General features: G+C 70.6%; 26 protein-coding genes and 4 pseudogenes. 20 read left to right on the forward strand and 10 right to left on the reverse strand.

The window, feature by feature from the left end; translation table 11 throughout:
* Positions 1-55 precede the first annotated feature (55 nt).
* A pseudogene (locus tag OG553_RS37220) lies at positions 56-290 on the reverse strand (IS630 family transposase); the annotation flags it as partial.
* Positions 291-417: 127 nt separating this feature from the next.
* Here OG553_RS37220 and OG553_RS37225 point away from each other — a divergent pair.
* The 3 genes and pseudogenes from OG553_RS37225 (at position 418) to OG553_RS37235 (ending at position 3,162) form a co-directional block, all read left to right on the forward strand.
* Positions 418-1,062: an NAD(P)H-binding protein gene (locus OG553_RS37225; protein WP_331728587.1), complete on the forward strand. Its 645-nt coding sequence runs from the start codon at positions 418-420 to the stop codon at positions 1,060-1,062.
* Positions 1,063-1,107: 45 nt separating this feature from the next.
* Positions 1,108-2,327, forward strand: a pseudogene (locus OG553_RS37230) (multidrug effflux MFS transporter).
* A 451-nt stretch (positions 2,328-2,778) separates the two neighbouring features.
* Complete coding sequence (locus OG553_RS37235) at positions 2,779-3,162, forward strand: hypothetical protein (RefSeq protein WP_331728590.1); 384 nt, start codon at positions 2,779-2,781, stop codon at positions 3,160-3,162.
* 35 nt (positions 3,163-3,197) lie between these two features.
* Here OG553_RS37235 and OG553_RS37240 read toward each other — a convergent pair whose 3' ends face one another.
* Positions 3,198-4,526 (reverse strand): PQQ-binding-like beta-propeller repeat protein, encoded by a 1,329-nt coding sequence (locus tag OG553_RS37240; protein ID WP_331728592.1) that lies wholly within the window; start codon positions 4,524-4,526, stop codon positions 3,198-3,200.
* Positions 4,527-4,719: 193 nt separating this feature from the next.
* On the opposite strand from OG553_RS37240, the gene OG553_RS37245 reads away from it, so the two are divergent.
* On the forward strand, positions 4,720-5,235 hold the full coding sequence (locus tag OG553_RS37245; RefSeq protein WP_331728596.1) for an RICIN domain-containing protein: 516 nt from the start codon (positions 4,720-4,722) through the stop codon (positions 5,233-5,235).
* Here the strand turns inward: OG553_RS37245 and OG553_RS37250 are convergent.
* Positions 5,232-6,324, reverse strand: a pseudogene (locus OG553_RS37250) (IS630 family transposase). The gene OG553_RS37245 and the pseudogene OG553_RS37250 overlap by 4 nt on opposite strands.
* Before the next feature lie 79 nt (positions 6,325-6,403).
* Between OG553_RS37250 and OG553_RS37255 the strand changes: the two are divergent.
* Positions 6,404-6,835, forward strand: coding sequence for a transposase (locus OG553_RS37255; RefSeq protein ID WP_331728599.1), 432 nt, complete (start codon positions 6,404-6,406; stop codon positions 6,833-6,835).
* 1 nt (position 6,836) lies between these two features.
* Here OG553_RS37255 and OG553_RS37260 read toward each other — a convergent pair whose 3' ends face one another.
* The 4 genes from OG553_RS37260 to OG553_RS37275 all read right to left on the reverse strand — a co-directional run bounded on the left by OG553_RS37260 (position 6,837) and on the right by OG553_RS37275 (position 10,507).
* Positions 6,837-7,364 (reverse strand): hypothetical protein, encoded by a 528-nt coding sequence (locus OG553_RS37260; RefSeq protein ID WP_331728602.1) that lies wholly within the window; start codon positions 7,362-7,364, stop codon positions 6,837-6,839.
* 755 nt (positions 7,365-8,119) lie between these two features.
* Positions 8,120-8,476 carry a DUF6354 family protein gene (locus OG553_RS37265; RefSeq protein WP_331728605.1) on the reverse strand — a complete coding sequence of 119 codons (357 nt, stop codon included), beginning with the start codon at positions 8,474-8,476 and terminating at the stop codon, positions 8,120-8,122.
* 361 nt (positions 8,477-8,837) lie between these two features.
* Complete coding sequence (locus OG553_RS37270; protein ID WP_331728607.1) at positions 8,838-9,236, reverse strand: hypothetical protein; 399 nt, start codon at positions 9,234-9,236, stop codon at positions 8,838-8,840.
* A gap of 1,022 nt (positions 9,237-10,258) precedes the next feature.
* On the reverse strand, positions 10,259-10,507 hold the full coding sequence (locus OG553_RS37275) for a hypothetical protein (RefSeq protein ID WP_331728609.1): 249 nt from the start codon (positions 10,505-10,507) through the stop codon (positions 10,259-10,261).
* 1,048 nt (positions 10,508-11,555) lie between these two features.
* Here OG553_RS37275 and mobF point away from each other — a divergent pair.
* From mobF to OG553_RS37315, 8 genes are all read left to right on the forward strand, one after another.
* Positions 11,556-12,830, forward strand: coding sequence for a MobF family relaxase (mobF, locus tag OG553_RS37280; RefSeq protein ID WP_405983256.1), 1,275 nt, complete (start codon positions 11,556-11,558; stop codon positions 12,828-12,830).
* Complete coding sequence (locus OG553_RS37285) at positions 12,827-13,153, forward strand: hypothetical protein (protein ID WP_331728611.1); 327 nt, start codon at positions 12,827-12,829, stop codon at positions 13,151-13,153. The genes mobF and OG553_RS37285 overlap by 4 nt, the downstream gene beginning before the upstream one ends.
* Before the next feature lie 462 nt (positions 13,154-13,615).
* Positions 13,616-13,996 carry a hypothetical protein gene (locus OG553_RS37290; RefSeq protein ID WP_331728613.1) on the forward strand — a complete coding sequence of 127 codons (381 nt, stop codon included), beginning with the start codon at positions 13,616-13,618 and terminating at the stop codon, positions 13,994-13,996.
* Between the two features lie 198 nt (positions 13,997-14,194).
* Positions 14,195-14,650 (forward strand): hypothetical protein, encoded by a 456-nt coding sequence (locus tag OG553_RS37295; RefSeq protein ID WP_405980855.1) that lies wholly within the window; start codon positions 14,195-14,197, stop codon positions 14,648-14,650.
* 72 nt (positions 14,651-14,722) lie between these two features.
* On the forward strand, positions 14,723-15,556 hold the full coding sequence (locus OG553_RS37300) for a transposase family protein (RefSeq protein WP_331728617.1): 834 nt from the start codon (positions 14,723-14,725) through the stop codon (positions 15,554-15,556).
* 979 nt (positions 15,557-16,535) lie between these two features.
* Entirely contained in the window at positions 16,536-16,916 is a 381-nt protein-coding gene (locus tag OG553_RS37305; protein ID WP_331728613.1) for a hypothetical protein, read from the forward strand.
* 198 nt (positions 16,917-17,114) lie between these two features.
* Complete coding sequence (locus tag OG553_RS37310; protein WP_405980855.1) at positions 17,115-17,570, forward strand: hypothetical protein; 456 nt, start codon at positions 17,115-17,117, stop codon at positions 17,568-17,570.
* A gap of 72 nt (positions 17,571-17,642) precedes the next feature.
* Positions 17,643-18,476, forward strand: coding sequence for a transposase family protein (locus tag OG553_RS37315; protein WP_331728617.1), 834 nt, complete (start codon positions 17,643-17,645; stop codon positions 18,474-18,476).
* A gap of 171 nt (positions 18,477-18,647) precedes the next feature.
* Here OG553_RS37315 and OG553_RS37320 read toward each other — a convergent pair whose 3' ends face one another.
* Positions 18,648-19,073: a hypothetical protein gene (locus tag OG553_RS37320; protein ID WP_331728619.1), complete on the reverse strand. Its 426-nt coding sequence runs from the start codon at positions 19,071-19,073 to the stop codon at positions 18,648-18,650.
* Here OG553_RS37320 and OG553_RS37325 point away from each other — a divergent pair.
* Both OG553_RS37325 and OG553_RS37330 read left to right on the forward strand, forming a co-directional pair.
* Entirely contained in the window at positions 19,038-19,568 is a 531-nt protein-coding gene (locus OG553_RS37325) for a hypothetical protein (RefSeq protein ID WP_405983257.1), read from the forward strand. The genes OG553_RS37320 and OG553_RS37325 overlap by 36 nt on opposite strands.
* Before the next feature lie 22 nt (positions 19,569-19,590).
* Complete coding sequence (locus OG553_RS37330; RefSeq protein ID WP_199819257.1) at positions 19,591-19,749, forward strand: hypothetical protein; 159 nt, start codon at positions 19,591-19,593, stop codon at positions 19,747-19,749.
* A 324-nt stretch (positions 19,750-20,073) separates the two neighbouring features.
* On the opposite strand, the gene OG553_RS37335 is transcribed toward OG553_RS37330, so the two are convergent.
* The gene (locus tag OG553_RS37335) at positions 20,074-20,799 is read right to left on the reverse strand and encodes a hypothetical protein (RefSeq protein WP_331728624.1); all 726 of its coding nucleotides are present in this window, start codon (positions 20,797-20,799) and stop codon (positions 20,074-20,076) included.
* Between the two features lie 156 nt (positions 20,800-20,955).
* Between OG553_RS37335 and OG553_RS37340 the strand changes: the two are divergent.
* From OG553_RS37340 to OG553_RS37355, 4 genes and pseudogenes are all read left to right on the forward strand, one after another.
* Positions 20,956-21,243 (forward strand): annotated as a pseudogene (locus OG553_RS37340) (HNH endonuclease); the annotation flags it as partial.
* A 366-nt stretch (positions 21,244-21,609) separates the two neighbouring features.
* The gene (locus OG553_RS37345; RefSeq protein ID WP_030960581.1) at positions 21,610-22,044 is read left to right on the forward strand and encodes a hypothetical protein; all 435 of its coding nucleotides are present in this window, start codon (positions 21,610-21,612) and stop codon (positions 22,042-22,044) included.
* 319 nt (positions 22,045-22,363) lie between these two features.
* Positions 22,364-22,795, forward strand: coding sequence for a hypothetical protein (locus tag OG553_RS37350; RefSeq protein WP_331728628.1), 432 nt, complete (start codon positions 22,364-22,366; stop codon positions 22,793-22,795).
* A gap of 275 nt (positions 22,796-23,070) precedes the next feature.
* A complete protein-coding gene (locus tag OG553_RS37355; RefSeq protein ID WP_331728630.1) occupies positions 23,071-23,550 on the forward strand; it encodes a hypothetical protein in 480 nt (159 codons plus the stop codon).
* A 64-nt stretch (positions 23,551-23,614) separates the two neighbouring features.
* On the opposite strand, the gene OG553_RS37360 is transcribed toward OG553_RS37355, so the two are convergent.
* The gene (locus tag OG553_RS37360) at positions 23,615-23,830 is read right to left on the reverse strand and encodes a DUF6207 family protein (protein ID WP_331728632.1); all 216 of its coding nucleotides are present in this window, start codon (positions 23,828-23,830) and stop codon (positions 23,615-23,617) included.
* A gap of 276 nt (positions 23,831-24,106) precedes the next feature.
* On the opposite strand from OG553_RS37360, the gene OG553_RS37365 reads away from it, so the two are divergent.
* Positions 24,107-24,322 carry a hypothetical protein gene (locus tag OG553_RS37365; protein WP_331728635.1) on the forward strand — a complete coding sequence of 72 codons (216 nt, stop codon included), beginning with the start codon at positions 24,107-24,109 and terminating at the stop codon, positions 24,320-24,322.
* The last annotated feature ends 184 nt before the right edge of the window (positions 24,323-24,506 follow it).

Below are 24,506 nucleotides of genomic sequence, written 5' to 3' on the forward strand. Positions count from 1 at the left end.
ACAGCCATGATCGGCCGGACAAGTCCTGGTGACCTGAGTCAGAGATTCGGTGGCAGTAGGCCGCGACTTTGTCCAGGATCAGGTGCACCTCAAGGTCGGCAGGGACTGCCTTGTCCACCTTGGCGAGGACTTCTTGAACTCCGCTGCCCGGTGGCGGCGGTGGAGCGATCCGATGACCTTGCCGGTGGCGACTTCGAGGGCGGCGAACAGGGTCGTGGTGCCGGCCCGGACGCGGTGTGGCTGCGGCGTTCGGGAACGCCGGGCATCATCGGCAGGACCGGCTGGGACCGGGTTCAGGGCCGAACAACCCGACATCGAGCAGCGCTTCCAGCACGCCGCCGACGAGCGCGGCATCACCGCGGCCATCATCGCCGACGGCCAGCCCGTCCTCTGACCATCAGGAACAAGGAGCAACACATGAAGATCGTCCTGTTCGGTGCCAGCGGCAACATCGGCCGGCCCAGCACCGAGGAACTACTGCGTCGCGGCCACACCGTCACCGCGGTCACCCGAGCCGGCCACGTCGAAGGACTCAAGTACAAGGCCCTGACCATGAGCACCGGTGATGTCACAGACGCCGCCGCGGTCGCCGGCTTCGCCGCCTCCCACGACGCCGTACTGTCGGCCGTCGGCCCCCGGATCGGCCAGGAGAACGACCGCGCCACGATCGTCGGTGCCGCCCGTGCGCTGATCGACGGACTCCGCCGAGTCGGCGTCACCCGCCTGGTCACCATCGGCGGTGCCGGTAGCCTGCGCACGCCGACCGGCGCCCGGGTCATGGACGACCCGGACTTCCCCGCGCTGTGGAAGGCCAACGCCGAGGCCCAGTCCGAAGCGCTCGACCTCTACCGCGGCGTGCACGACCTCGACTGGACGTACGTGTCGCCCGCCGCGGTCATCGGAGCGGGCGAGCGGACCGGGACCTACCGCAGCGCCGGGGACACCCTGCTCACCGACGACGACGGCAACAGCCGCATCTCGTACGCCGACTACGCGATCGCCTTGGCCGACACGATCGAGAGCGGCACCGCGATCCGCCGCCGCATCACCGTGGCGTACTGAGCCATGAGCAACGACGCCGCCGGCCGGCAAACCCGATTCATCGTCATGCTCGTGGCCCTGGGACCACTGTCCATCGACGGCTACCTGCCCGGACTGCCGGACCTCGCCGACGACCTGCGCGCCAGCGCCGCGGCCACCCAGCTCACCATCACCGCCTGCCTGGCCGGGCTGGCCATCGGGCAGCTGATCGCCGGGCCGCTGAGCGACACCTACGGCCGGCGGCGTCCGTTGCTGGCGGCCTCGCCCTCTACCCGATCGCCAGCGCGCTCTGCGCGGTGGCGCCCGACCTCCGGACCTTCGTCGGCCTACGCCTGGTCCAGGGCATCGGAGGGGCGTTCGTCATCGTCATCGCCAACGCCATGGTCCGCGACCGCACCTCCGGAACCCGCACCGCACGTCTCTTCTCCGCACTGACCTTGATCACCGGCCTGGCGCCGGTGTTCGCGCCGGTCCTCGGCGGCCAGCTACTGCGCGTCACGGCCTGGCCGGGGATCTTCGTGAGCCTGGCCGTACTCGGCGCCGTGATGCTGGCGGCCTCCGCCGCAGGACTGCCGGAGACCCGGTCCTCCGCGTCACGCCAGCCGCTGCCGGCTGTCGTCGGGCAGCTGCTCAGCGACCAGGTCTTCACCGGGTACGTCCTGGCCAACGGCCTGGTCTTCGCGGCGATGTTCGCCTACATCTCCGGCTCGTCGTTCGTCCTGCAGGAAATCCACGGCCTGTCACCGCAGCAGTACAGCGCCGTGTTCGCCGTCAACGCCGCCGGACTCATTGCGGCCGCCCAGATCAGCGGCCGGCTGGTCGCCCGGGCCGGCGCCCGCGTGCTGCTGATCGCCGGTCTGCTGGGCGCGACAGCCGGTGGCACCACGGTCCTGGGCGCGGTGCTGACACGGGCGCCCCTGCCCGTGCTCCTGATCGGCCTGCTCGTCCTGGTCTCCAGCGTAGGCCTGGTCATGCCGAACGCCGCGGCCCAGGCCCTGGCCGACCACGGCGGACACGCCGGGTCGGCAGCCGCTCTGCTCGGCTTCAGCCAGTTCATGTTCGGCGGGGCACTTGCTCCGCTGGCCGGCGCGGGTGGCGCCACCGACGCTTTACCGATGGGAATCATCGTCGCCGTGCTGCCGGCGCTCGCTCTGCTCACACTAGGCGTCCTCACCCGGTCGATGCCCATCGGCGCTGCGCCCGGCCAGGCCGCGCCCGCAGAGCCTGCGGTGCCCGCGCACCGGCAGCAGCCGGCCCCCGCCCGGTCTTGCGGCCGGAGCCGGTGACGGGCCGCCTGCGGCAGCAGGTTGTCGGGGTGTGGGCGGAGGGGGAGCGGGCGCTCTGGTGGGGGACGCTCTGTGAGCCGGCCGGAGCAGCGCACCGGTGTCCGTGGCCAGTTGCCCGTCGTCCCGTACCGGGGCCCCCGGGGCCCCGCCCGGACCGGCGGGTGTCTGTTCCGGCCCGCTGTGGTGGCGTGGTGAGGTGTCAGGGGAGGAGGGGCTCGGTGGCTTCTGCGTCGTCGGGGTTCTTCAGCCAGATGTGTTGGCTGTAATTCCTGGGGACGGGTTTCCAGTTGGCGGTCAGGGTGGGGTTGCTGTCGGGATCGCCGCCGAGTCGTTCGAGGGTTCCCGCGCCTCGGCGCACCCGTCAATGCAGAACGGGGCCCGACGGCCGGGGCCATGCTTCACGTGGCCGGGTGGGCGGTTACGAGGGCTCGACCTGGTCGTTATGGCGGTCATGACCACCTTTCGAAAGATCGTCACGGGCGTTGCCACGGTCGCTGCGGCCTTCGGCGGCGTCTTCACGGCCGGACCGTCCGCAGTGGCCGACGGCAAGTGGTGCAACCACTCCGTCTGTATCGAGACCTACGACACCGGGACCTACTTGGGCAGGGTGGAGGTGTCGGTCACCAACACCAATCAGCCGAACCGGATCTCCGCACGCGTGTGGACCACCAACGGCTGGAGCGCCAACGCCAAGGCCGAGGACGTCGCCAAGTTCCGCACCTACCGGGACCAGGTGTATCCCCAGCGCCATTTCCCCGCGGGCACCCGACTGTGCGCGGAAGGCTTCCGGGGCGGTTCGAGCGTCGGACTGCCCTGTGTGACGCTCACCAGCTGACCTGGTCACGCAGCGCCCCGCCCCCCTGGCGGCCGTCAGGGGCGGACCGCGTGTACGCCCGCCTCGTTCACGAAGTACAGCAGCCCGTCGGCGACGATGGGCGGGAGGCCTGCAGTGCCCTCTCCCACTCCGACTCGCCAGAGGGCCTCGCCGGTGCCGGCGTCATGGCAGTACCAGTCCCGCAGGTAGGAGATGAACAGGAGGTTTCCGGGCGCCGCGTCCGCCCCGTAGGAGGATTCCCAGCGCTCGCCGCGCCAGCGTTGTCGCCCGGTGTCTGCGGCATGCGCACGCAGCCTCGTGCGGTCGTCGTCGAAGCTGACGTCCTCGTTCCAGCACAGGTACGCGCCTTCGCCGTCCGCGGCGATGAAGGGGCTTTCGTTGAGCGTGGTCGCGAAGGCGGGCGCGGTCCAGCGGCGCCTGCCCGACGCGGCGTCGAAGGCCTGCAGCTGCTGTTCGTCGCCCCGGCGCCGGCCGGGCGCGCTGACGTAGACGGCGTCGCCGTGCGCCACCGGCACCGAGGCGTGAGCCGCCGGTGCGGTCCAGCGGACGTCGCCGGTGCGCGGGTCGTAGGCCACCAGCTTCGAGCCGATGCCGACGTTGCCGTTGCGCCCGAAGAGCAGCCCGGCGGCGGAGGCGTCCAAGGTGCACCGGCCCCCCGGCTTCTCCGGCGGCGCCGACCACCGGACGGCGCCGGTGCGCGGGTCGAGCGCGGTGAGGCTCGCATCCGGCGGGTTGACGTACGCGAGGCCGTCGCGCACCTCGAGGACGGAGGCTTCGGTCTGCCACAGCAGGTTTCCGTTCTCCATGTCGAGTGCGTACAGGACGATGGGCGGCGGGTTGCGGTCCTCGTCGTAGGTGAACGGCTGGAAGCTGACCATCACGACGGAGCCGCCGGCCCACAGGTTCCCCGCGCTGGGTTCGCGCAGGCGGCCTCCCGGGAGCTGACGCCATATCTGCGCGCCGTCCGTGGTGCGCAGCGCGTGCACGGCGCCGCCGTCCGTGGCGACGAACACGGCCCGCGACGTCACGGCCGGTGCGCCGGGTTGGGCGCCGGCCAAGGGTGCGCGCCAGCGCTCGCGCCCGGTGGCCGCGTCGATCGCGTACAGCCCGTCCTTCTTCGACCTGACGTAGAGCACACCGTCGTGATGCACCGTCACGGCGTCGTTGATGCCCTTGACGCCGCCGTCCTCGTCCAGCAGGGGGAAGGTCCACAGTGGTGTGCGGGCCGGCGGCTTGGCCTTCTCCGCCGTGCCGCCGATGACGTCGCAGGCGGAGGCGCCGAGTACGCAGCCGCCGGCCGCACCGGTCGCCAGCCTCAGGACCTGGCGGCGGCCTACGTGCTGTTGTCCCCCTGGTGTACCCATCGGGGCAGGCTAAGCGACGGTCACGGACCGTGGCTACAGCCACCGACCGCCGGTGCCGGCGGCGGCGGCCGTTCCTGGCGGTCGGTGACGACCGAGGCATGAGATGCCTTGGGCGGCGGCTTCAAGATCAAGTATGGTCGGCCTCGATTTCGTCGAGAGTGGGCCGTGACCGGCCACATGGGGGGACTGCTTCGTGCGCCTGAACATCATCAAGTCGGTACGCCGCGCCCTGGGCGCAGCCGCCGGCGCCGTGCTCATCTCGGTCGCTCTGCCTGCCTCCCCCGCCGCCGCCGTGGACCTGTCCAAGTGGGACCTCGTACTCAACCTCAACAGCAGGCTGTGCCTGGAAGTGAGCGGCTGGTCCACCGCCAACGGTGCCGGAGTCAACCAGTGGGAATGCCACGGCGGCGCCAACCAGCAATGGCTCGCGGCTCCCCGCGGAAACGCCAGGCTCATCTACAACGGCCAGAGCGGCAAGTGCCTCGAGGTCAAGGGCTGGTCCACCGCCAACGGCGCGACCATCGACCAGTGGGACTGCCACGGCGGCGCCAACCAGCTGTGGCAGCTGCGCGCCACGAGCGACTACACCGTGGCCCTGTACAACGTGAACAGCGGCAAGTGCCTGGAAATCGGCGGCTGGCGCACCGACAACGGCGCCCCGGCCACCCAGTGGGACTGCCACTGGGGCAACAACCAGCGCTGGTACTAGTGACCTGAGTCAGAGATTCGTTGGCAGTAGGCGGCGACTTTGTCGAGGATCTCGTCGGCGGTCTTCGTCCAGACGAAGGGCCGGGGGTCGTCGTTCCAGTCGGCGAGCCAGGCCCGGATGTCGCGTTCGAGGGCCTGGACCGAGCGGTGGACGCCGCGCTTTAACTTCTTCTGGGTGAGCTCGGCGAACCACCGTTCCACCAGGTTCAGCCACGAAGCACTGGTCGGGGTGAAGTGCAGGCGGAACCGCGGATGCGCCAGCAGCCACTTCTTCACGTCCGGCGTCTTGTGGGTCGCGTAGTTGTCGAGGATCAGGTGAACCTGCAGGTCGGCCGGTACCTCCTTGTCGACCTTGGCCAGGAACTTCTTGAACTCGGCGGCCCGGTGACGTCGGTGCAGGGAGCCGATGACCTTGCCAGTTGCGACTTCGAGGGCGGCGAAGAGGGTGGTAGTGCCGGCGCGGATGTAGTCGTGGCTGCGACGTTCGGGAACGCCGGGCATCATCGGCAGGACCGGCTGGGACCGGGTTCAGGGCCTGGATCTGCGACTTCTCGTCCACGCAGAGGACCAGAGCCTTCTCGGGCGGATCCAGATACAGGCCGACGACGTCGCGGACCTTGTCGGTGAACAACGGATCCGTCGACAGCTTGAACGTCTGGGACCGGTGCGGTGCCAGGGCGAACGCCCGCCAGATCCGCGAGATACTCGACTGCGACATCCCCGTCGCCGCGGCCATCGACCGCGTCGACCAGTGGGTCGCGTTCCTCGGTGTCTCCTCGAGGGTCTTGACGATCACCCGCTCGACATCCGCATCGGTGATCTTCCGTGGCACACCCGGCCGGGGCTCGTCGTTCATGCCTTCCAGGCCGCGGTCGAGGAACCGGCGCCGCCAGGTCCGCACCGTCTCGGGAGCGATCCCCAGACGGCGCGACACCTCCGCGATCGAATGCCCCTGAGCGGACTCGAGCACGATCCGGGACCGTAACGCCAAGGCCTGCGCGGTCGAGCGACGGCGCACCCACCCCTCGAGCACGGCCCGCTGGGCATCGCTCACGGACAACGGCGGGATCTTCGGTCCAGGACGAGTCACACCCAACCAACGACAAACCTCTGACTCATGTCACTAGGCCGTTTCCTTCAGATCATCGGATCGTTGCTTGATGTGTGCGTTGGCTGATGCCCAGTGGGCGAGGATCGAGCCGCTGCTGCAGGATCGCACGCCGAAGCGGGGTGGGCGGTGGCGTGATCACCATCAGGTGATCGACGCGATCGCGTTCAAGTACCGCACCGGGACACCGTGGATGGACCTGCCCGAGCACTTCGGGTCGTGGAAGGGCGCCCACAACCAGCTTCGGATGTGGGCGGCCGACGGCGCCTGGGAGAAGGTCTTCACCGCCCTCCTCGCCCAGGCCGACGCCGAGGGTGACCTTGACTGGGTCGTCGCGGTCGACTCCACGATCGTCCGGGTCCGGTCCGGGTCGGCGGGCCCGGCCGCCCCGGCGGCGGCCGGGCGCCCGACACGGGCTGCCGGCGGCGGCGGAGAAACGGCGTGGCGAGGGCGACCTGCGCCAGGTTCACCCAGGACGGCGCCAGCCGTATGACTCAGTTCCCGATCGACGCCGCGAACGCCCCGGCGACAGCCTCGGCCTCGCTGATGCTGATCTTCCCGCGGTGACTGACCTCGACCTGATAGAACCCCTCGCCGGTCGGTACGCCGTCGACGGATACCGAGAACGAACACGTCTGCTGGGCGGCAGTCGTCGACATGCTTCCCGGGCTGCTCGCACCAAGGCTGCCCGTCGACACGATTGCACCCGCCTTGCCGTACACAGTCACCGAGGCGCCGGTCCGCAGGTCGTTGTAGCCTCCGACACCCCCGCAGTTGCCGCTGGCGGTCTGCACGACTGCCGTCCGCTCGCCCTTGATCACGACTGTGCCGGTGAGCGTGAACGTCTTCGGCTTGGCCGGCTTCTCCTCGGCGGTGACGGCCTGCACGGCCAGCGTCGAGCCGATACCGAACGCCAGCCCGGCCATAGCGGTCACGGCCGGGACGAGCCACGCGGGGCGCGGTGTGGGGGTAGGGGCGGGCTGTTCGGTGGGCATGGGTGGTATGACCTGCTCGTTGCTCACGGACGGGGCTCCTTGGGATGGTGCGCGGTTGGGTCTGTGCGGAGGCCCGGTCCGTAGGGTACGGGCAGCGGATTCCTCCGCCGCGGTGAGGGCCGTGTGCGGGCCGGTCCGGGCAGCTGAGCTGGCCGCTTCTCGGCTCAGGAGGGTGTCCGTACACCGTGGCCAGCTGCCGTCCCTTCCCGGGGAGGGCTCTCTGGAGTGATTCTTCTGTCTGGTTCGCCAAGCGTGAAGGCGACCTACACAGGGGCCGGCGCGGAACGCGACGACCTCATCCCCAGGGACGCGTGGCCGTGGACACGCGCGACGCTGACGTACCCAGGACTGGATCACCAGCCCGGACGCACCGGACCGGCTTGTCGCTGCGGCGCACGCCGCCCGCAACCCGGAGCCGCCTCCGCTGGTCGATCTCGCTCGACCGCGAGCGGGAGAACCGGCTGCGGCTGGAGCCTGGATCGCATCAACGCCCGCTACGGGCGGCGTCTCGCCGGGCCCGCTGGCGCCCGCCTCAAGGCCAGTTGACAGGACAGAGACGCCGGTCTGACCGGACGACTCCCGAGCCGTCCAATTGGCGACCGCCGCGCCGGCGGGAGCCGTGCGGGGCCCCAGCGGCGGCAGGCCCGGAAACGGAACTGTGCTCACGCTCTGGACGTGGAACGGAGACCCACGGACTGGGCTTGCCAGCCGGGTCGGTGCGGAAAGGCTGAGAGGGGTGAAGCTATGAGGGGTTGCGGCACGCTCCAGACCGGGGGCGCGGGTTACGAGGTGGGTGTGCGCAGGGCGCGGAGGGCGGCACGGGTGTAGTCCGCGGGGGAGGCGTCGGGGTGGTGGATGGCGGAGATGGCGGCCAGGACGGCGAGGTAGCGGGGGTCTTCGTCGATGGTGTCCTCGACGAGTTCGAAGGCGCGGGAGGTGAGGCGGACGAGGCTGGCGTGGGTGGTCTTCCCGCCATGGCCGCCGAGGTCGTGCTCGACGACGAGCCGGGCCCGGGAGTTCCCGACCTCCACCACCCGCAGCCGCCTGTCCCGCGCCCTCATGTCCGGCGCCAGATCCCGGTACGGCTGCCCTTCGGTGACCGTTCCTGCTATGTGTCTCCTCCAGCCCGCAGGGCCCACGTCCTGCCGGGCAGCACCCTATGCCCAGTCCTCCAACGGTCACCGTCGGGTCGGCGGCCGTCACCACGCGCTCCAGGGCGGCGCGGACGACCTCCCCCGGTCGTGATGACCAGGGCGGCGCTGCGGGCCCGTTCGGCGAGCGCCTCGGGCGGCGCCCCGGACCGCCGGGCAGCCCCACCCGGGGCCCCATCGGTTGGTCCAGGCATGGAGGGCCTGGACGTGGGGCTGGTTGTTCCAGTCGACCCCCCTCACACGCGGCACGGACAGTTTCAGCCACGACGGACGGCCCCGGGCGGAACGCATCCTGCCCGGGGCCATTCGCGATGGTCGAGCGCGGTCGAGATCCGCGATGGGGTGGGACTCAGCCGCAGCTGAGGCAGTCCCATGCACTCCAGTCCGCGCCGGGAGCGGTGCGGAGCAGACCCCAGGTCTGGGTGTTGGAGCCCTTGGCGTAGATCACGATGGCGTGGGGGGCGATGTCGGTCCGCTCCCTGATGCTGATCTTGCTCCAGACGGTTCCCCCGAGGGAGTACCAGCCGGACCACTGCCCATTGGTGGTCCAGCGGGTCCACACTGCGTAATCGGTGCCGACCAGGAACTGTTCCCGCTGGTCCCCCGGAAGCGTGTGGTTGGTGACGCCGTACTCGCAGATGTACTGGGCGCCCCCGGTGCTGCACGGGGCGGCCTGGGCCGGCGCGGCGGCGACGGCGAGTCCGGCCACGGCGGCGAACGCGAGGATGGCGGCCTTGATCTTTTTCACGGCTGGTGACGCTCCTTCGATGACATGCCGGGAAGCTGTCGGTCAGTCAACTCCCGTACGCGTGTTCACCCTAGTCGAGCGCCCCACCCCCTCCGGCACCGGGCCTCTCTGGCACTTCGTTCACGGACGGGTACCACCCCGCACGGAGCGACGAGGTTGCCGGAGACCTCGACGGCGTGCTGGGTTGTGCTTGATCGCGTTCGCGGGGGCTTGGTTGGTGAGGCACCTGGGCGCGCAGGTTTCACCCACCGGCAAGGCCAGCCATTGCCGCAAGGGGTGAGGCCCCGGCCGAGGGGCGGATGGCACGGCGCCTTCGCCCCCGGCTCCGCCCGGTGCCTGGGTCAGGCCCGGATCTCGGCGAGGAGCATGCGCAGGGTCAGGTTGTGTATTTCCGGGGGGGAGGGCGTTCATCGCGGCGGTGGCGTGCGCGATGCCGCCGCCCCGGTCGCCGGAGCGCCCGGAGGCGGGCCCCGAGCACCGTTTCGGGTGCGAGTAGCCCGTACCGGCATGGCGTGTTCGGGCAAGGCCCGGTGCCCATCCTGGGGGCAGTACCACCGGGCTGCCTACATCGTGAACGCGCGCTCCAAGGCGGCGCGCACGGCGTCGCCGGTCGTTGTCACCTGTGTCGCGCTGTGCTCCCGTTCGGCGGGCGCCTTGGCCGGTGCCGTGCAGTGCCCGGTGGCGGGCCCGGGTCCCACTGGTCGGTTCAGGCCGGGAGGGCCTGCGGTCCAGTGGATCCCCCTCGTCAGTGGCGCCCACAGCGCTTCGGGCAGCGCGACGACCAGCCGGCCTGTCAGTCCCGCACCAGCGTACGGGCCTGTCCCGCCCAGGGTCTGCCCGGCTTTCGGGTGTCGGCGGGGGCGGGGTCCCAGTCGTTCGGCAGGCCGCGGTGCTCCAGTTCGGCGCGCAGCCCCGGCGCCAGCGCGAGGGCTCGTGTGGGGCGGTTCAGCCCGGACTTCCGCCGCTCGTGCAGTCCGTCACGGATCCGGGCCTGCCCGGCGCCGCGCGCCCGGGAACCAGGGCTACCGCAGGATGTTTGCCCAGTGGCTCAGCGCCGAGGGCAGTTCCTCGGCGTTGACCCATGCCCGGAACAGCTGGATGCCCTGGGCCTCCGGTGTGCCGGTGTACACGGCGATTACCGCGCGGTCGTTCATGAAGGCCTCATCCCTGCACCCGTAGCTCTCGAACCACACGGATACGTACCCCTGTCGGTATGTCAGCGGTCCGACCTCGTACAGGTCTTTGGCCTCGGGGTCTCCATTTATGTCCATGTCACGGGAGCCTATGCGCCACCTCGCGTGCTGTGGAGCGGGATCGGCGAACTTGATCAAATCGCAGGACCGAGGCACCCGTCGCCGCTCACAGGCTTCGTGGACGGGCCGGTGCGGTGTTGGGGCCGGAGCAGGCCGAGCCGGAGCTGGGCCCGAGGTCCCGACGACGAGTCGGCTGGTGAGCCCGGTGCCGGCGTGCGGGCCGGTCCAGCCCCGGGTCTGCCCGGACTTCGCAGTGTCCGCCGGGGCGGGCTCCCGCTCCAACAGCAGTCCAGGGTGCTCCAGCTCGGCGCGCGGCCCCGGAGCGGGCACGGGCGGCCGTGTGGGGCGGTGCAGCCCGGACTCGCGTCGCTGTGCGGGGCCGGCTCGGCGCACGGCTGGTCGAGGCGGTCGTGCGTCCAGCGGTGGCCGCAGTCGGGGAAGTGGCACCAGGACTTGCCCGCGCTGGCGGTGAGGGTGGGTGCGTGGTCGGGGCGGATTCCCCACGGGATCGTGCACTGCGGTGTGGTGTCCGGGGCGGTGGAGGGAAGCGCGAGAGCACCGTGGGCCGGATCGCCAGGAGGCCGGCCCCGAACGCCGGTTGGGGTGCGGGTAGCCCGTGCCGATATGGCGTGCGCGGACGAGGCCCGGTGCCCATCCCGGGGGCAGTACCACCGGGCCGCCTACACCCCCAGGACGCGCTCCAGGGCGGAGCGGCCGACGTCCCCGGTTGTCGTCACCTGTGCCGTGCTGCGTGCGTGTTCAGCGAGCGCCTCGGGCGCCGCAGCGCAGAGCCCGGCGGCTGGCCCGGGGCCCCATCGGTCGGTCCAGGCCCGGAGCGCCTGGACGTGGGTCAGGATTCCAGTAGACCCCCCTCGTCAACGGCGCCCACAGCGCCTCGGGCAGGGCCAACGACGAGCCGGCCGGTGAGCCTGGTACCGGCGTGCGGGCCCGTCCTGCCCAGGGTCTGCCCGGACTTCGAGGTGTCGGCGTGGACGGGGTTCCGCTCCCTCGGCAGTCCGCGGTGCTCCGGTTCGGCCCGCGGCCCCCGGGGCTGGCATGAGCGTCGGTGTCGGGCGGTGCAGCCAGCCCGGCTTCCCGCGCCCGGGTCCGCGACGGTCTGATCGTCGCGGTGTTCCGGCACTACGAGTCCCGAGCCGCCGTTTCTCGTCCCCTGCTCCACGACCACGCCGTGGTGTCGATCCGGGCCCGCCGGCCGGACGGGACGTGGGGCAACCAGACAGCCGACGCACTGATGAAGCACATCGTCGCGGCCGACGCCCTCTACACCCTGCTCTTCATGGAGGAGGTCTCCGCCAGGCTCGGGTGGGCGTGGGAGCCGCGCGAGGTGACGCCCGGCCGCCGCCCGGTCATGGAGATCGCCGGGATCGACCAGAGGCTCATCGGCTGGCAGTCCACCCGCCGCCAGCAGATCGCCGACGCCCTGCCCGTCCTGACGGCCCAGTACGAGGAGCGTCAGGGGCACCCGCCGGGGGAGCGGGCCGCCTACGCGCTCGCCTGCCAGGCCGCCGACCAGACCCGCTCACCCAAGCGCACCCAACTGCGGTCGTTGGCCGCGCTGCGTGACGCCTGGCGGGAATCGGCGGCCCGAGCCTACGGAGCCGACGTCGTTGCCGGGCTGGCGGCGCGCGCCCGAGCAGCGGCCGCCGCGATATGGGCGCGGGTGCGCCCGGTCGTCGACGTCGCCCTGGCCGCCGCCGAGACCATCGCCGTGGTGTACGTGATGCGCGGCGCGTTCGCGCACCGCCACCTCCTCGCCGAAGCCCGCCGCCATCTCTCCTACGCCCTGCGCGGCCGACCCCACCAACCCGGCCTGGACGAACAAATCGTCCAGACGGCCATCGACGCCTACACCCGTCCAGTCGGCCGAGGCCGGATGATGACCGCCGACCTCCACGCCCTCTACCCCCGCGACACCGAAGACCAAGCCGTGCTCCGCCCACTGACCCGCAAAAGGTCCGCCACCCCGTACCAGCGGGCCCGTCTCGCCGCAGACGCGCTGACCGCCCGGGTCCACGCCGCACGCCGCGCGGACCGCCTGAACTCCCGGCCCCGGCCGCGCACCGTCGCCCTGAGCCTTCGCCCCGGGCGGAGGGTCGGCCGGGACCTGGAGCCGACGACGGACGTCGCCGCGGTGGAGCTGACCAGCCGGACGTTGGAGGCCGCAGCCGCCGAGATGGCCGCCCGGCTTCAGGCCGGGGTCCAGGAGCGAGCTGCCGGCCGCCGCCTCGCTCCCAAGTCCGCGGCGGCTCCGCCGCCGAGCGCCCAGCAGCCTGTCCAGCCCGCACCGGGCCGGACCACACCCACCGGAGGAGTCGCATGACCACCACGCCGTCCGCGGACCCGAGGATCGAAGCCGTCGCCGCCCGGCTGAAGGCCGCTTCCCAGGAGCGCGCCGAGGCGTACGTGCCGCCGACGGACTGGCAGCCGATCTGGAAGCGGCCCCGGAAGCCGAAGTCCATCAAGGCGAAGAAGGAGCAGTTGGCCAAGCAGCGCAAGCGGCTCAAGGCGGCGGGAGTCCGACGGTTCTACGGTGCCCAGGCGCGCCGGCCGCGGCCCCGGCAGAACCGCATCGGCAGCGCTGCCGCCCGCCGCGACGCCCGCGCCCTGTCCCGGATGCGGCACTCGAACGCCTGGCTGTGGTGACGAGGCCGGGCACCGTTCACCGAGTGGATCGCCCCGGAGTCGACACCGGGTGGATTCCATTGGGTGGGCTCCACTCAGGGGAGTCCACCCAGTGAGCCCCCGCCAACTTGAAGTCGCAGGTCAAGGGGCTGGTGTGACCGGTTCTGGGGGTGCTCACGCTGGTCGCGGGCGGAAGTCTTCGGGGAAGATCGTCCGTCAGCGGTTGACTTCGAGATTCGGAGTGACATGTCGGCGTGCGGTAAAGCTCGGTACATGGTTGGGATGCCTCCGTCGCACGCTGGGGGCCGGGGATGCAGACACGCGAACCGGCCCGGGGCGACCGTCGGAGTGGATCACTTGCGCCATGTGAGCGTGCTTCGAAATGTCGTCCGAAGGTTCGTTCAGGTGTCGCGATAGGTCTGAGGCGGCTCACACCCGATGTGACGCCTCTTTTCTGACACCCGAGCGAAAGCAGGGCATCTCGTGCTGAAGAAGTTTCTCGTGGCCGCCGCGGCAGCGGCGATGGTGATGGGGCCGGCCGCCGTGGCGCAGGCAGACGACATCGTGCGCGTCGTGGAGAACACGGTGACCATCCCCGTCGCCTCCGGCGGCTTCCCCGGCCGGGCGGCGGCCCAGGCCTCGTGCCCGCCCGGCGAAACCCGGACCGGCGGTGGCGCCAGCGTGATCGCGGGCAACTCGCACGCCGAGCGGTACCTGCTGCACTCGACCCAGCCGATCAGCGGAGAGGCATGGTGGGCGTTCGCTACGAACACGGACACCACCAACCCGGGAACTCTGAAGGTCTACGCCATCTGCGCGCGGGTGGTCAGCACCCCGACCCTCACCACGCCCATCAGCTCCTGACCCAGCCGCCCCCTCTGGTGGGGCGGTGGGAAGCCGCTGGCGACGCTCGGCTGGGTGCCCCAGCCGAGCGTCCTTGCGCAGGCGGCGGTTCAGTTCGACAGCGAGCCGACCGGGCTCCTACTCAACGGACACCGGCAGATTTCCACCCGTGCCTGGTTCCTGCTCGCTGTGACCGGACGGTCTTCTATGCTCCTGGGCATGCTGGATCCCGAGCTACTGGAACGGATCACCGCGCGGCGCGCGGAACTGGACGACCTCGAACAACAGCTGGCCAAGCAGCTCGCCGAGGTCCGGGCCGAGCGGGACGAACTCGCCGTCGCCGAACGTGTCCTTGGGAGGGTGAGCAAGCAGCTCGCCACCGAGCGTGCCTCGGCCGCGCCGACGCCCGGGCAGGTGGGCGGCCGGACGGTGATGCTGATCCCAGACCTCGAACCGGGCGTAGAAGAGACCATGCTCCCGTCGGACTACCAGCGCATCCTTGCTGCCGTGCGGCAGGCAGCTGGACCGGTCATGGCCCGCGAGGTCGGCGAGGTGGTGGGGGTGGACGTCAACGTGAAGGCCAAGCTGGAACCGCTACGCGGCAAGCTGGTCAGACTCGTCGACCGCGGCTGGCTGCGGAAACTGCCCGACGGCCGGTTCACCACCCGTCTGTGATCAGCAACACCTCGACTCGGAGCGGCTCGACACCAGAGTAACCAAGGTGTCCCCGGCAGCCGTTGGAATCATGTGACGAATGCCAAGGAACTCGCCGAGGACACTTGCCCGGCTGTCTACCAGTGCCGTCTGCCGCTGTCCACGCGCACCGTCAACCACCTCGCCGATCTGCTGCGGCGCCATCTGAAAGCGATTCGGTCCCGATGGCGGATCCTGCCGCCGGGGAAGATCGCCGTGATCGTCCTGGCCGTACTGCGCCACGACCAGCGCCTGGCCGACATGGCCGGCGGCAACGACGTGTCCGAATCCACCGTCCGCCGCTGGCGCGACGAGCTGATCGGACTGCTCGCCACCCGGGCGCCGCGCCTGGACCGCGCCCTGAAGAAGATCGCCAAGCTGGGCGGGGAGGTGGTCCTGATCGACGGCACCCTCGTCCGCACCCAGCGCCGCACCGGGAAGGCCGACCGGCGGAACTATTCCGGCAAGCACCGCAGCCACGGCCTGCACTTCCTCGCCCTGACCGACGAGAAGGGCCGGCTGATCTGGATATCCGCCGGCCGGCCCGGACGCACCCACGACAACACCGCCGCCCGCCACGACCGCATCCTGGCCCACCTGCGCGCCGCCGGCCTCGGGGCACTGGCCGACCTCGGCTTCCGCGGCCTGGACAACGACATCCTCGACCCCGTGATCGTCACCGGCTACGCCGCCAGCCGCACCCACAAGCTCACCCCAGGTGAGAAGGAAGCCAACCGCGTCCTCGCCGTCGGACGCGCGCCGGTCGAGCACGGCTTCGCCCACCTCAAGAACTGGCGGATCCTTACCAAGCTCCGCACCGACCCCGCCCGCGCCACCCAGCTCCTGCGAGCCCTGCTCGTCCTGACGAACCTCGAAGTCAACCGCTGACGGATGATCTTCTGCGCGGGCTTGCGCCCGCGACCAGCGTGAGCACCCCGAGAGCCGGTCACACCAGCCCTATGACCTGCGACTTCAAGTTGGCGAAGGCTCAGTGGGTGCCACCCTCGCGGTGGGCTCCACTCGGTGGAGTCCACCCATGCGGTGGATCACGCGGTGGAGTCCACCGCGGTGCGCACGCGATTGACGGTGGGCTCCACTCTCGGGCGCACCACGATGTCCCGCACCGCACCGGGTGCGCACCCTCCGTACCCTTGCCCAGCCACCCCCTTGTCCAGGTTCGGCCGACCCCCTTGTCCACCCTCCGCACCACCCCTTGACCAGGTTCCACCGATCCCCTTGACCGGGTGCGGCTCCACCCCTTGACCACGTTCTCCACTGGCACGTTTCTCCTTGACACAGCCGGTTGCGGCCGCCGATCAGGGCCTGGTCAAGGGGGTGTGTGATAGGGCCCCGCCAACGCGGAGGCGCACCTGATGCGGTGCACGGTGGTGCGCATCATGGCCCCGGTGCGGTGCGGTGCGGTGCGGTGCGGTGCGGTGCGGTGCGGTGCGGTGCGGTGCGGTGCGGTGCGGTGCGGTGCGGTGCGGTGCGGTGCGGTGAGCCCCCGCCAACTTGAAGTCGCAGGTCAAGGGGCTGGTGTGACCGGTTCTGGGGGTGCTCACGCTGGTCGCGGGCGGAAGTCTTCGGGGAAGATCGTCCGTCAGCGGTTGACTTCGAGATTCGGAGTGACATGTCGGCGTGCGGTAAAGCTCGGTACATGGTTGGGATGCCTCCGTCGCACGCTGGGGGCCGGGGATGCAGACACGCGAACCGGCCCGGGGCGACCGTCGGAGTGGATCACTTGCGCCATGTGAGCGTGCTTCGAAATGTCGTCCGAAGGTTCGTTCAGGTGTCGCGATAGGTCTGAGGCGGCTCACACCCGATGTGACGCCTCTTTTCTGACACCCGAGCGAAAGCAGGGCATCTCGTGCTGAAGAAGTTTCTCGTGGCCGCCGCGGCAGCGGCGATGGTGATGGGGCCGGCCGCCGTGGCGCAGGCAGACGACATCGTGCGCGTCGTGGAGAACACGGTGACCATCCCCGTCGCCTCCGGCGGCTTCCCCGGCCGGGCGGCGGCCCAGGCCTCGTGCCCGCCCGGCGAAACCCGGACCGGCGGTGGCGCCAGCGTGATCGCGGGCAACTCGCACGCCGAGCGGTACCTGCTGCACTCGACCCAGCCGATCAGCGGAGAGGCATGGTGGGCGTTCGCTACGAACACGGACACCACCAACCCGGGAACTCTGAAGGTCTACGCCATCTGCGCGCGGGTGGTCAGCACCCCGACCCTCACCACGCCCATCAGCTCCTGACCCAGCCGCCCCCTCTGGTGGGGCGGTGGGAAGCCGCTGGCGACGCTCGGCTGGGTGCCCCAGCCGAGCGTCCTTGCGCAGGCGGCGGTTCAGTTCGACAGCGAGCCGACCGGGCTCCTACTCAACGGACACCGGCAGATTTCCACCCGTGCCTGGTTCCTGCTCGCTGTGACCGGACGGTCTTCTATGCTCCTGGGCATGCTGGATCCCGAGCTACTGGAACGGATCACCGCGCGGCGCGCGGAACTGGACGACCTCGAACAACAGCTGGCCAAGCAGCTCGCCGAGGTCCGGGCCGAGCGGGACGAACTCGCCGTCGCCGAACGTGTCCTTGGGAGGGTGAGCAAGCAGCTCGCCACCGAGCGTGCCTCGGCCGCGCCGACGCCCGGGCAGGTGGGCGGCCGGACGGTGATGCTGATCCCAGACCTCGAACCGGGCGTAGAAGAGACCATGCTCCCGTCGGACTACCAGCGCATCCTTGCTGCCGTGCGGCAGGCAGCTGGACCGGTCATGGCCCGCGAGGTCGGCGAGGTGGTGGGGGTGGACGTCAACGTGAAGGCCAAGCTGGAACCGCTACGCGGCAAGCTGGTCAGACTCGTCGACCGCGGCTGGCTGCGGAAACTGCCCGACGGCCGGTTCACCACCCGTCTGTGATCAGCAACACCTCGACTCGGAGCGGCTCGACACCAGAGTAACCAAGGTGTCCCCGGCAGCCGTTGGAATCATGTGACGAATGCCAAGGAACTCGCCGAGGACACTTGCCCGGCTGTCTACCAGTGCCGTCTGCCGCTGTCCACGCGCACCGTCAACCACCTCGCCGATCTGCTGCGGCGCCATCTGAAAGCGATTCGGTCCCGATGGCGGATCCTGCCGCCGGGGAAGATCGCCGTGATCGTCCTGGCCGTACTGCGCCACGACCAGCGCCTGGCCGACATGGCCGGCGGCAACGACGTGTCCGAATCCACCGTCCGCCGCTGGCGCGACGAGCTGATCGGACTGCTCGCCACCCGGGCGCCGCGCCTGGACCGCGCCCTGAAGAAGATCGCCAAGCTGGGCGGGGAGGTGGTCCTGATCGACGGCACCCTCGTCCGCACCCAGCGCCGCACCGGGAAGGCCGACCGGCGGAACTATTCCGGCAAGCACCGCAGCCACGGCCTGCACTTCCTCGCCCTGACCGACGAGAAGGGCCGGCTGATCTGGATATCCGCCGGCCGGCCCGGACGCACCCACGACAACACCGCCGCCCGCCACGACCGCATCCTGGCCCACCTGCGCGCCGCCGGCCTCGGGGCACTGGCCGACCTCGGCTTCCGCGGCCTGGACAACGACATCCTCGACCCCGTGATCGTCACCGGCTACGCCGCCAGCCGCACCCACAAGCTCACCCCAGGTGAGAAGGAAGCCAACCGCGTCCTCGCCGTCGGACGCGCGCCGGTCGAGCACGGCTTCGCCCACCTCAAGAACTGGCGGATCCTTACCAAGCTCCGCACCGACCCCGCCCGCGCCACCCAGCTCCTGCGAGCCCTGCTCGTCCTGACGAACCTCGAAGTCAACCGCTGACGGATGATCTTCTGCGCGGGCTTGCGCCCGCGACCAGCGTGAGCACCCCGAGAGCCGGTCACACCAGCCCTATGACCTGCGACTTCAAGTTGGCGAAGGCTCGGTGGTGCGCCCATCGGGTGGAGGCCACCCGATGGGCGCGGTGCGCACCGTCGCCGTCCCCGCCGCGAACTACGCGATGGAGAGGCGCACCAGGTGGGCGCCGGCCGGTGCGGGGTGGGCGGCGAGGGCCTGACCCACTCCCACCGCCTCCAGCTGGTGTAGGACCTCGGCGACGTCCTCGTGGTCGTCGGTGAGGAACTGCAGGACGAAGTCGATGACGGCGCAGGCGATGCCCTCCGCCGCCTCCGGCCCGGCCTGCGCCCAGATTCGCAGGGTGGACACCAGGACCTGCCCGAGGGCTTCCAGGGCGAACATCTCCGTGGTCGGTTCGCCGGCCTCCGGGCCGGGCAGGGCGGTGACGGGGACGACGATCCGCCCGTCCTCGTCGCGTCGGACGTGCAGCTTGCGCTTCCCGCTCGTGCGGGCGGGGGAAGCGAGCTGCTCAACGAGTCGGTCGTCGTGACTGCGGAGCCCAAGGTTGAGGAGATCCTGCACGTGGTCCTGGCCGATCCCGACGTCGCCGCGCAGTGGGCGGCGGGCCGACTGGTCAAGGCCCCGGACGTGGTGCAGGGCTTCACCGGCCTCGGACCCCTTCCCAGTGCCAGCACGCCCTGGAAGGCGCCTGCGGCCCGGCCTGCAGAACCGGCGGTGAAACGCGGACGGACCCCGTCGCCGGACATGCAGGAGCGGGCGGGTCGGGCCCGCCGCGAGCGCGTGGGAGCGGCCCGCGCGGAGCTGGCCGAGGCCGAGACGGAGCGGCTGGAGGTTGGACTGGCCGCGGCACGGGAGACGGCCGACACCGCGGCGGCCGCCCTGGCGGCCGCCGACGAGGGGGTACGGGAAGCGAGGGCGCGGCTGGAGACGGCACGCGCGGCGAGCGCGGAGGCAGCGGCCCGCTCGCGGGAAGCTGCGGGAGCGGCGGCTGAGGCGCAGGCCCGGCAGCAGAAGGCGGCACGGAACGTCGAGAAGGTGACCAGCCCTGACGGGTGAACCACCAGGTAGGCTCGTAGGTATGGGAATTGACTGGGAGAACATACTCGGCGCAAGCGGTAACGGCCTCGACGATGCCTACGACAGCGCGGTCTCCGCGGCCGTCTACAGCGATGACCCGGGGGACGACCGTCAGCCACTCCCATTCGAAGAGCTCGATTGCACCGACGGCTTGCGCTGAACTGAGCGCACGCATGAAACGCCCCGGCAAGCCGGGGCGTTTCGCCGTCTCAGGGATCGTGTCAGGTCAGGGGTCAGTCAAGAGGCGGCCGGGCTCAACTCTGCGCTCCTTGGCCACGTCATCACCGCGCTGCAATGGCGCCGCCGAGCCGCAACCGACTGGACCGCCTACCTCCAGGCACGCCAGCGCGCACTCGGTGACAGATGACCATGGTCCGGGCCGTGATCGTTGCCGGCCTCGGTCCTCCCGGTCTCGCAGGCGGCGTGAGAGGAGAAGCCGCTTCGGCCGGCTCCGGTGCGGGCACAGAGGCAACGCAGCATGTTGCTAGCGCAGGACTGGGCAGTTGGCAGCCTCGTACTCAGCCGCGATGGTGAAGACGCTGGCACACCTCGGGCACTCGGCTTTGCCGAAGAGATGTGCGATTCCTTCAGCGAGTGCGACTTTCCCGTCTCGGACGGCAATGTCGTGCATCCACCGGCCGATGCCCGTGAGCTCCTCGCGGGGCCTCGGCCGCAGATCACGCCGGTCCACGTCGCCCAGATTCCAGTCCCGGATCGCCGAGTAGCGTCCGTGGTCGCCGATGGCAACGGTCACCTCCACCCCGCAGTGAGGGCATTGCAGGTCGTAGAAGTCATCCTCGAAGTCCCCCAGGACATTGGCCCAGTGGTACTGCTCCTCGACCGCGAGCAGTGCGCGGAAGGTAACCAGGTAATCGGATGGCCGCGACTGCAGGTGCCGGTCCAGGAGGGCGCCGAACTCGGCAATCACGTCGGCGCTCTCAGCCAGCAGTTCGTCACTGCCATGGTGGCTGGCCGCACGCTCCATGATCTCGCCTGCCAGGTGGCGTGCCTCCCTACTCTCCGATGCAAGGCGCACCAGTCGGGGCAGGGCAGCGACGCTGGCGGGCGACACCAGGTCGTGCTCAAGGATCAGCCGGTATCCCAGCTCCGTCCACGCTTCGGAGTCGTACTCACGCTCCACCCGAGCGAGAAGCTCAGGGACGCGATCTACGTCAAAGCGACAGTCGTACATCTGTGCCCAGTTCACCACCCAGGCATTGAACCGTCCCGGGAGCTTCGAGTCGACTTCGGACCCAACGGCTTCGTGAGGTGCACTGCCTGTTCCGCCGGACGCCGTACTCGTCGCCCAGGGGAGTTGCACCGCCATCGGGGGAATACCGCACGCTTCGAATGACGCACCCCGCCAGCTGGGGCCTCGGGGTGGACGGCCGCGCGCCGGGAGGCGTACGCCAACGATCTGGGCCAGGAGTCGAGTCTGGTCGCGGTCTCGGCTCGCTCGAACCGGTCGAAGGCGGATCAGGATCCGTCGCAGTGGCTGCCGCCGTCGCCGGATACGTTGTGCCGGTACGGGGCAGAGTGGACGGCGACGAAGCTGCGCTGGGGTCTGGCGGTGGACGAGCCGGAGAGGGACCGGCTGCTGGACATCGCAGCGGGTTGTGGTGACACGGAAGTGGAGTTCACCCCGGCCTCGTGACCGTGCCGTAGGCCTGATGTGCCCTCACCCCGTTGCCGGGTGGGGGCACAGCAGGTTGTGGCGGGGGAGTTCGCGGCGGGGTGAAGCGGACGCCCGGGAGCGTCGGGGCCGACGTGTGACCGTGGTCTCGTTGAAGGGGCTTGCGTGGCGTAGGGGCTGATGGTGCAACACGTGCGCGAATCCGACTGACGTGTGCCTTGACCTGCTGTTTTTGTAGACTTGCGCGGCTAACCCCTCGGCGTTCCAAAGTGCGGATCACACCTCCGGCCGGATCTCGAAGGAGGTCAGCTCGGTCCGGGTCACGTACCGCACTGGTGGGTCAGGCGGTCTGCTGGGGGTGCGTCGCCTGGTAGGAAGGTGCTGCCAGTGATCGTTTTCAAGGGGAGAGAGTGCAGGATGAGTGAGAACACTGACGCAGCTGCCAGGACTGAGAAGGCCGTTGACGAGAACGGGTTCGTGATTCTGAGGGAGTACGACGTTCAGGACCGTCTCATTCGCGACACTGCGAGCTTTGGGGAGATTTCCGCAATCACGACGTACCGCTACTCCGCCGACGGACGGAGTGTGACCAGTACGGACGATCAGGGAGTCGAGACTCTGACGGAGTTCGACGAGCAAGCCCGCGTCATCCGCGAGACTCGGGCGGGCCACCTGGTCGCGGCGTTCACCTACTGGCCGAACGGCAAGGTGGCCACCCACGCGGTGTACGACTGGCTCGACGACGGCACGAAAGGCGAGCTGCTCACCGAGTATGACGAGCAGGGCGGCATCACCAGCACACCGGACGGACGTCGCTTCTGACACTGCCCCGGGCCGGTTGCTGCTGGGGGTGTGGCCCGGCTGCTGCCGCAGGGCGCGGACAAGCGCACCGTGGACCTGGTCCGGTCCCGGCCGGACGCGATCGCCACGGTCGACCACGAGGAGCGGTTGTGGCGCCGGGTCTACCCGCCCACCGGCAGGGAGGGCCTGCCCCCGGTGGCGTTCGTGTTCGCGGACACCACCGCGGCGAAGGTCGCCAACACCATCGCCGTGCTGGGAGGAGTCAGGCCGCCGCTACTGGGCGCCGCGCCGGTACGACACCTACGAGCGGGGGATCACCGCCCTCGACTACGGCCAGGCGGTGCCCGTCGTGGTCACCACCCTGGAGCAGCTCCAGGAGCACGGCGCCGACGGGCCGGTGTGGAGGAGGCTCGGCCGAAAGAGCGAGCAGACGCTGACGGCCGCGCTCGACAACCCCGACGGCGACGCCCTCTACCGCGACCAGATGGCCCGCGCCGACGAACGGGCGGCACAGCGCCGGGTCGCCGAACGGGAGGCGCAGCGCCCGGTGTGCAGCCGGTGTGGGCAGAAGTTCACCGAAGACCGCTGGGAGGAGACCACCGCGCGCGGCGGTGCCTGGACTGCCGGGGACCTGACCGTCTGCGGCACCTGCCACGCCGACGACGTCGCCCGCGAACAGGCCGCCCGCCTCCAGGCTGCCGTGCCGCTGCCCCTCGAGGACGACCGGGAGCTGGCCCGGCCCGGCCGCGGCTTCTTCCGCCGCCGCGGCTGACCGCGACGCCCGCCGGGCAAGCCCAAGGGGAGCCTGGGCAAGCCACCCCCGGGCACCGGCTTGCCCACCCCCACAGGGCGGGCCGGGCGGCGTCATCGGTCACGCTCGGCCGCGTTGACCGGTCACGTTCCCGTGCTGGGCAAGCCCTCGCCATGGAGGGCTTGCCCAGCGTCCGGGCCACAGGACGGGACGCCTCCCAAGGTTGTGGAAGCACCGTTTGGGACGCGGCAGCCGGGAGCCGGCCGAGGCCGCCGCGTCGGCCGTACACCGGAGCCATGAGACGCAACAAGCAGTCCTACGCAGGGCTCGTGCCGAGCCTCCCGGGAGACATGTGGCACGCCCTTGCCTCCTTCCACCGGGCCCACGGCGAGCCCGTCGGCCGACTCGCACCCTTCGACCACCCCGACGCGTTCCTCTCCCTCACCCAGCCCGACGCCATCGCCTTCACCGCGCGAGTGGAACTGGCAGGCGGTCAGACGACGAGCCGGCTCCACAAACTGATCACGACGCTCACCCGCGACATCACCTACGAACTGGGCACTGCCACGCCCGGGACCGCGCTGGAGATCATGGTCGGCAAGCGCCACCAGATCGCCCTCCACGCCGGTCACGTCGACGGCCTCGCCCGGCTCCTGCGCGATGCCGTCGACAACATCAACGCGCATGGCTCCTCCGGAGGCGACGGATCGTGCCGCCACTGCCATGGCACCGGGCGGGCGTATCCCGTGTGGGGCGTGAAGGACGAAGAAGCCTGAGCATCAGGGCAAGCCTTAGGCGACCCTGGGCAAGCCCTTCACGAAGGGCTTGCCCAGGCTCCACTCACGGGCTGTGCCGTCCCGGGCGAAGGACGTCGGCGTAGATCCGGACCCGGACACCGGGCTCCCCGGGATCCCGGCGCACCGGGCCAACACCCGATGTGGCCCAGCGCTCTTCCAGCGCGGCCATGACGGCCCGGACGGTGTCCTCGTCCCCGCCGGTGATGTCCAGGACCACCAGGCCGGGCTCCGCGATGTGCTGCTCGTCGATCGGCTTCATGAGCCCTGCGACGGCGTTGGGCCCGGACCGGTTCGCCGGCGGCCCCGGGTCCACTTGCACGAGGGATCCCAGGCCGCGGGTGTCGCATGTCGGCACGCTCTGTCGGGGTGCGGCCCCCGTCGCGGCCCTGGTGGCCAGGGCCGCACCCCGTACGTCCGAACGTACTCCGGGGCCGAAGCCACCGGTGGGGCTTTTCTCTGGGGGCCGTGAACTGCCGCCTCACCCGTTCGCGCGCGGACAGGTGCCAGTGGGGTGCGACGGGAACAGGCTGGGCGCATGGTCGCGAAGCTGATCGTCTACCCGCCTGATGAGCAGGGCTGGCGCCGGGTCCGCTATGACGGCGTCGCCATCGGGGTCGCGCACCGCCCTGCCGACATCCGGGTCTTCCTCGCGGCCGCCGGACTGGAGAACGCCGACGATGTGGACCTCACCGACCCCGACTTCGTGGAGTGGCGAGGCGCCGGCCCGGAAGCCTGGGAGCCCTCCCGCTGACCCTCCGCGGAGGGTTGCACCGGAGGGCGGCTGGAGGGTTGTCTGCACGGGTGCACTAGGCGGGGGACCGCAGGTGTGACCGTGAGTGGGACCCCCCGAATCTGGTGATCTTGCATTCGTGCAGGTCAGATGCCGTGGGCAAGCCCCCTTCGGGAAACGACACCTCTTTCCCACGCGATAGCCG

The organism is Streptomyces sp. NBC_00158 (assembly GCF_045160885.1).
Classification (GTDB): domain Bacteria; phylum Actinomycetota; class Actinomycetes; order Streptomycetales; family Streptomycetaceae; genus Streptomyces.

Excerpts from the sequence above, each read along its gene's own strand:
- OG553_RS37295 (WP_405980855.1), top strand. The coding sequence starts at position 14,195 with ATGCTGGATCCCGAGCTACTGGAACGGATCACCGCGCGGCGCGCGGAA.
- OG553_RS37360 (WP_331728632.1), bottom strand. The coding sequence starts at position 23,830 with ATGAAGCCGATCGACGAGCAGCACATCGCGGAGCCCGGCCTGGTGGTC.
- OG553_RS37240 (WP_331728592.1), bottom strand. The coding sequence starts at position 4,526 with ATGGGTACACCAGGGGGACAACAGCACGTAGGCCGCCGCCAGGTCCTG.
- OG553_RS37225 (WP_331728587.1), top strand. The coding sequence starts at position 418 with ATGAAGATCGTCCTGTTCGGTGCCAGCGGCAACATCGGCCGGCCCAGC.
- OG553_RS37275 (WP_331728609.1), bottom strand. The coding sequence starts at position 10,507 with ATGGACATAAATGGAGACCCCGAGGCCAAAGACCTGTACGAGGTCGGA.
- OG553_RS37365 (WP_331728635.1), top strand. The coding sequence starts at position 24,107 with ATGGTCGCGAAGCTGATCGTCTACCCGCCTGATGAGCAGGGCTGGCGC.
- OG553_RS37355 (WP_331728630.1), top strand. The coding sequence starts at position 23,071 with ATGAGACGCAACAAGCAGTCCTACGCAGGGCTCGTGCCGAGCCTCCCG.
- OG553_RS37330 (WP_199819257.1), top strand. The coding sequence starts at position 19,591 with ATGGGAATTGACTGGGAGAACATACTCGGCGCAAGCGGTAACGGCCTC.
- OG553_RS37285 (WP_331728611.1), top strand. The coding sequence starts at position 12,827 with ATGACCACCACGCCGTCCGCGGACCCGAGGATCGAAGCCGTCGCCGCC.
- OG553_RS37235 (WP_331728590.1), top strand. The coding sequence starts at position 2,779 with ATGACCACCTTTCGAAAGATCGTCACGGGCGTTGCCACGGTCGCTGCG.
- OG553_RS37310 (WP_405980855.1), top strand. The coding sequence starts at position 17,115 with ATGCTGGATCCCGAGCTACTGGAACGGATCACCGCGCGGCGCGCGGAA.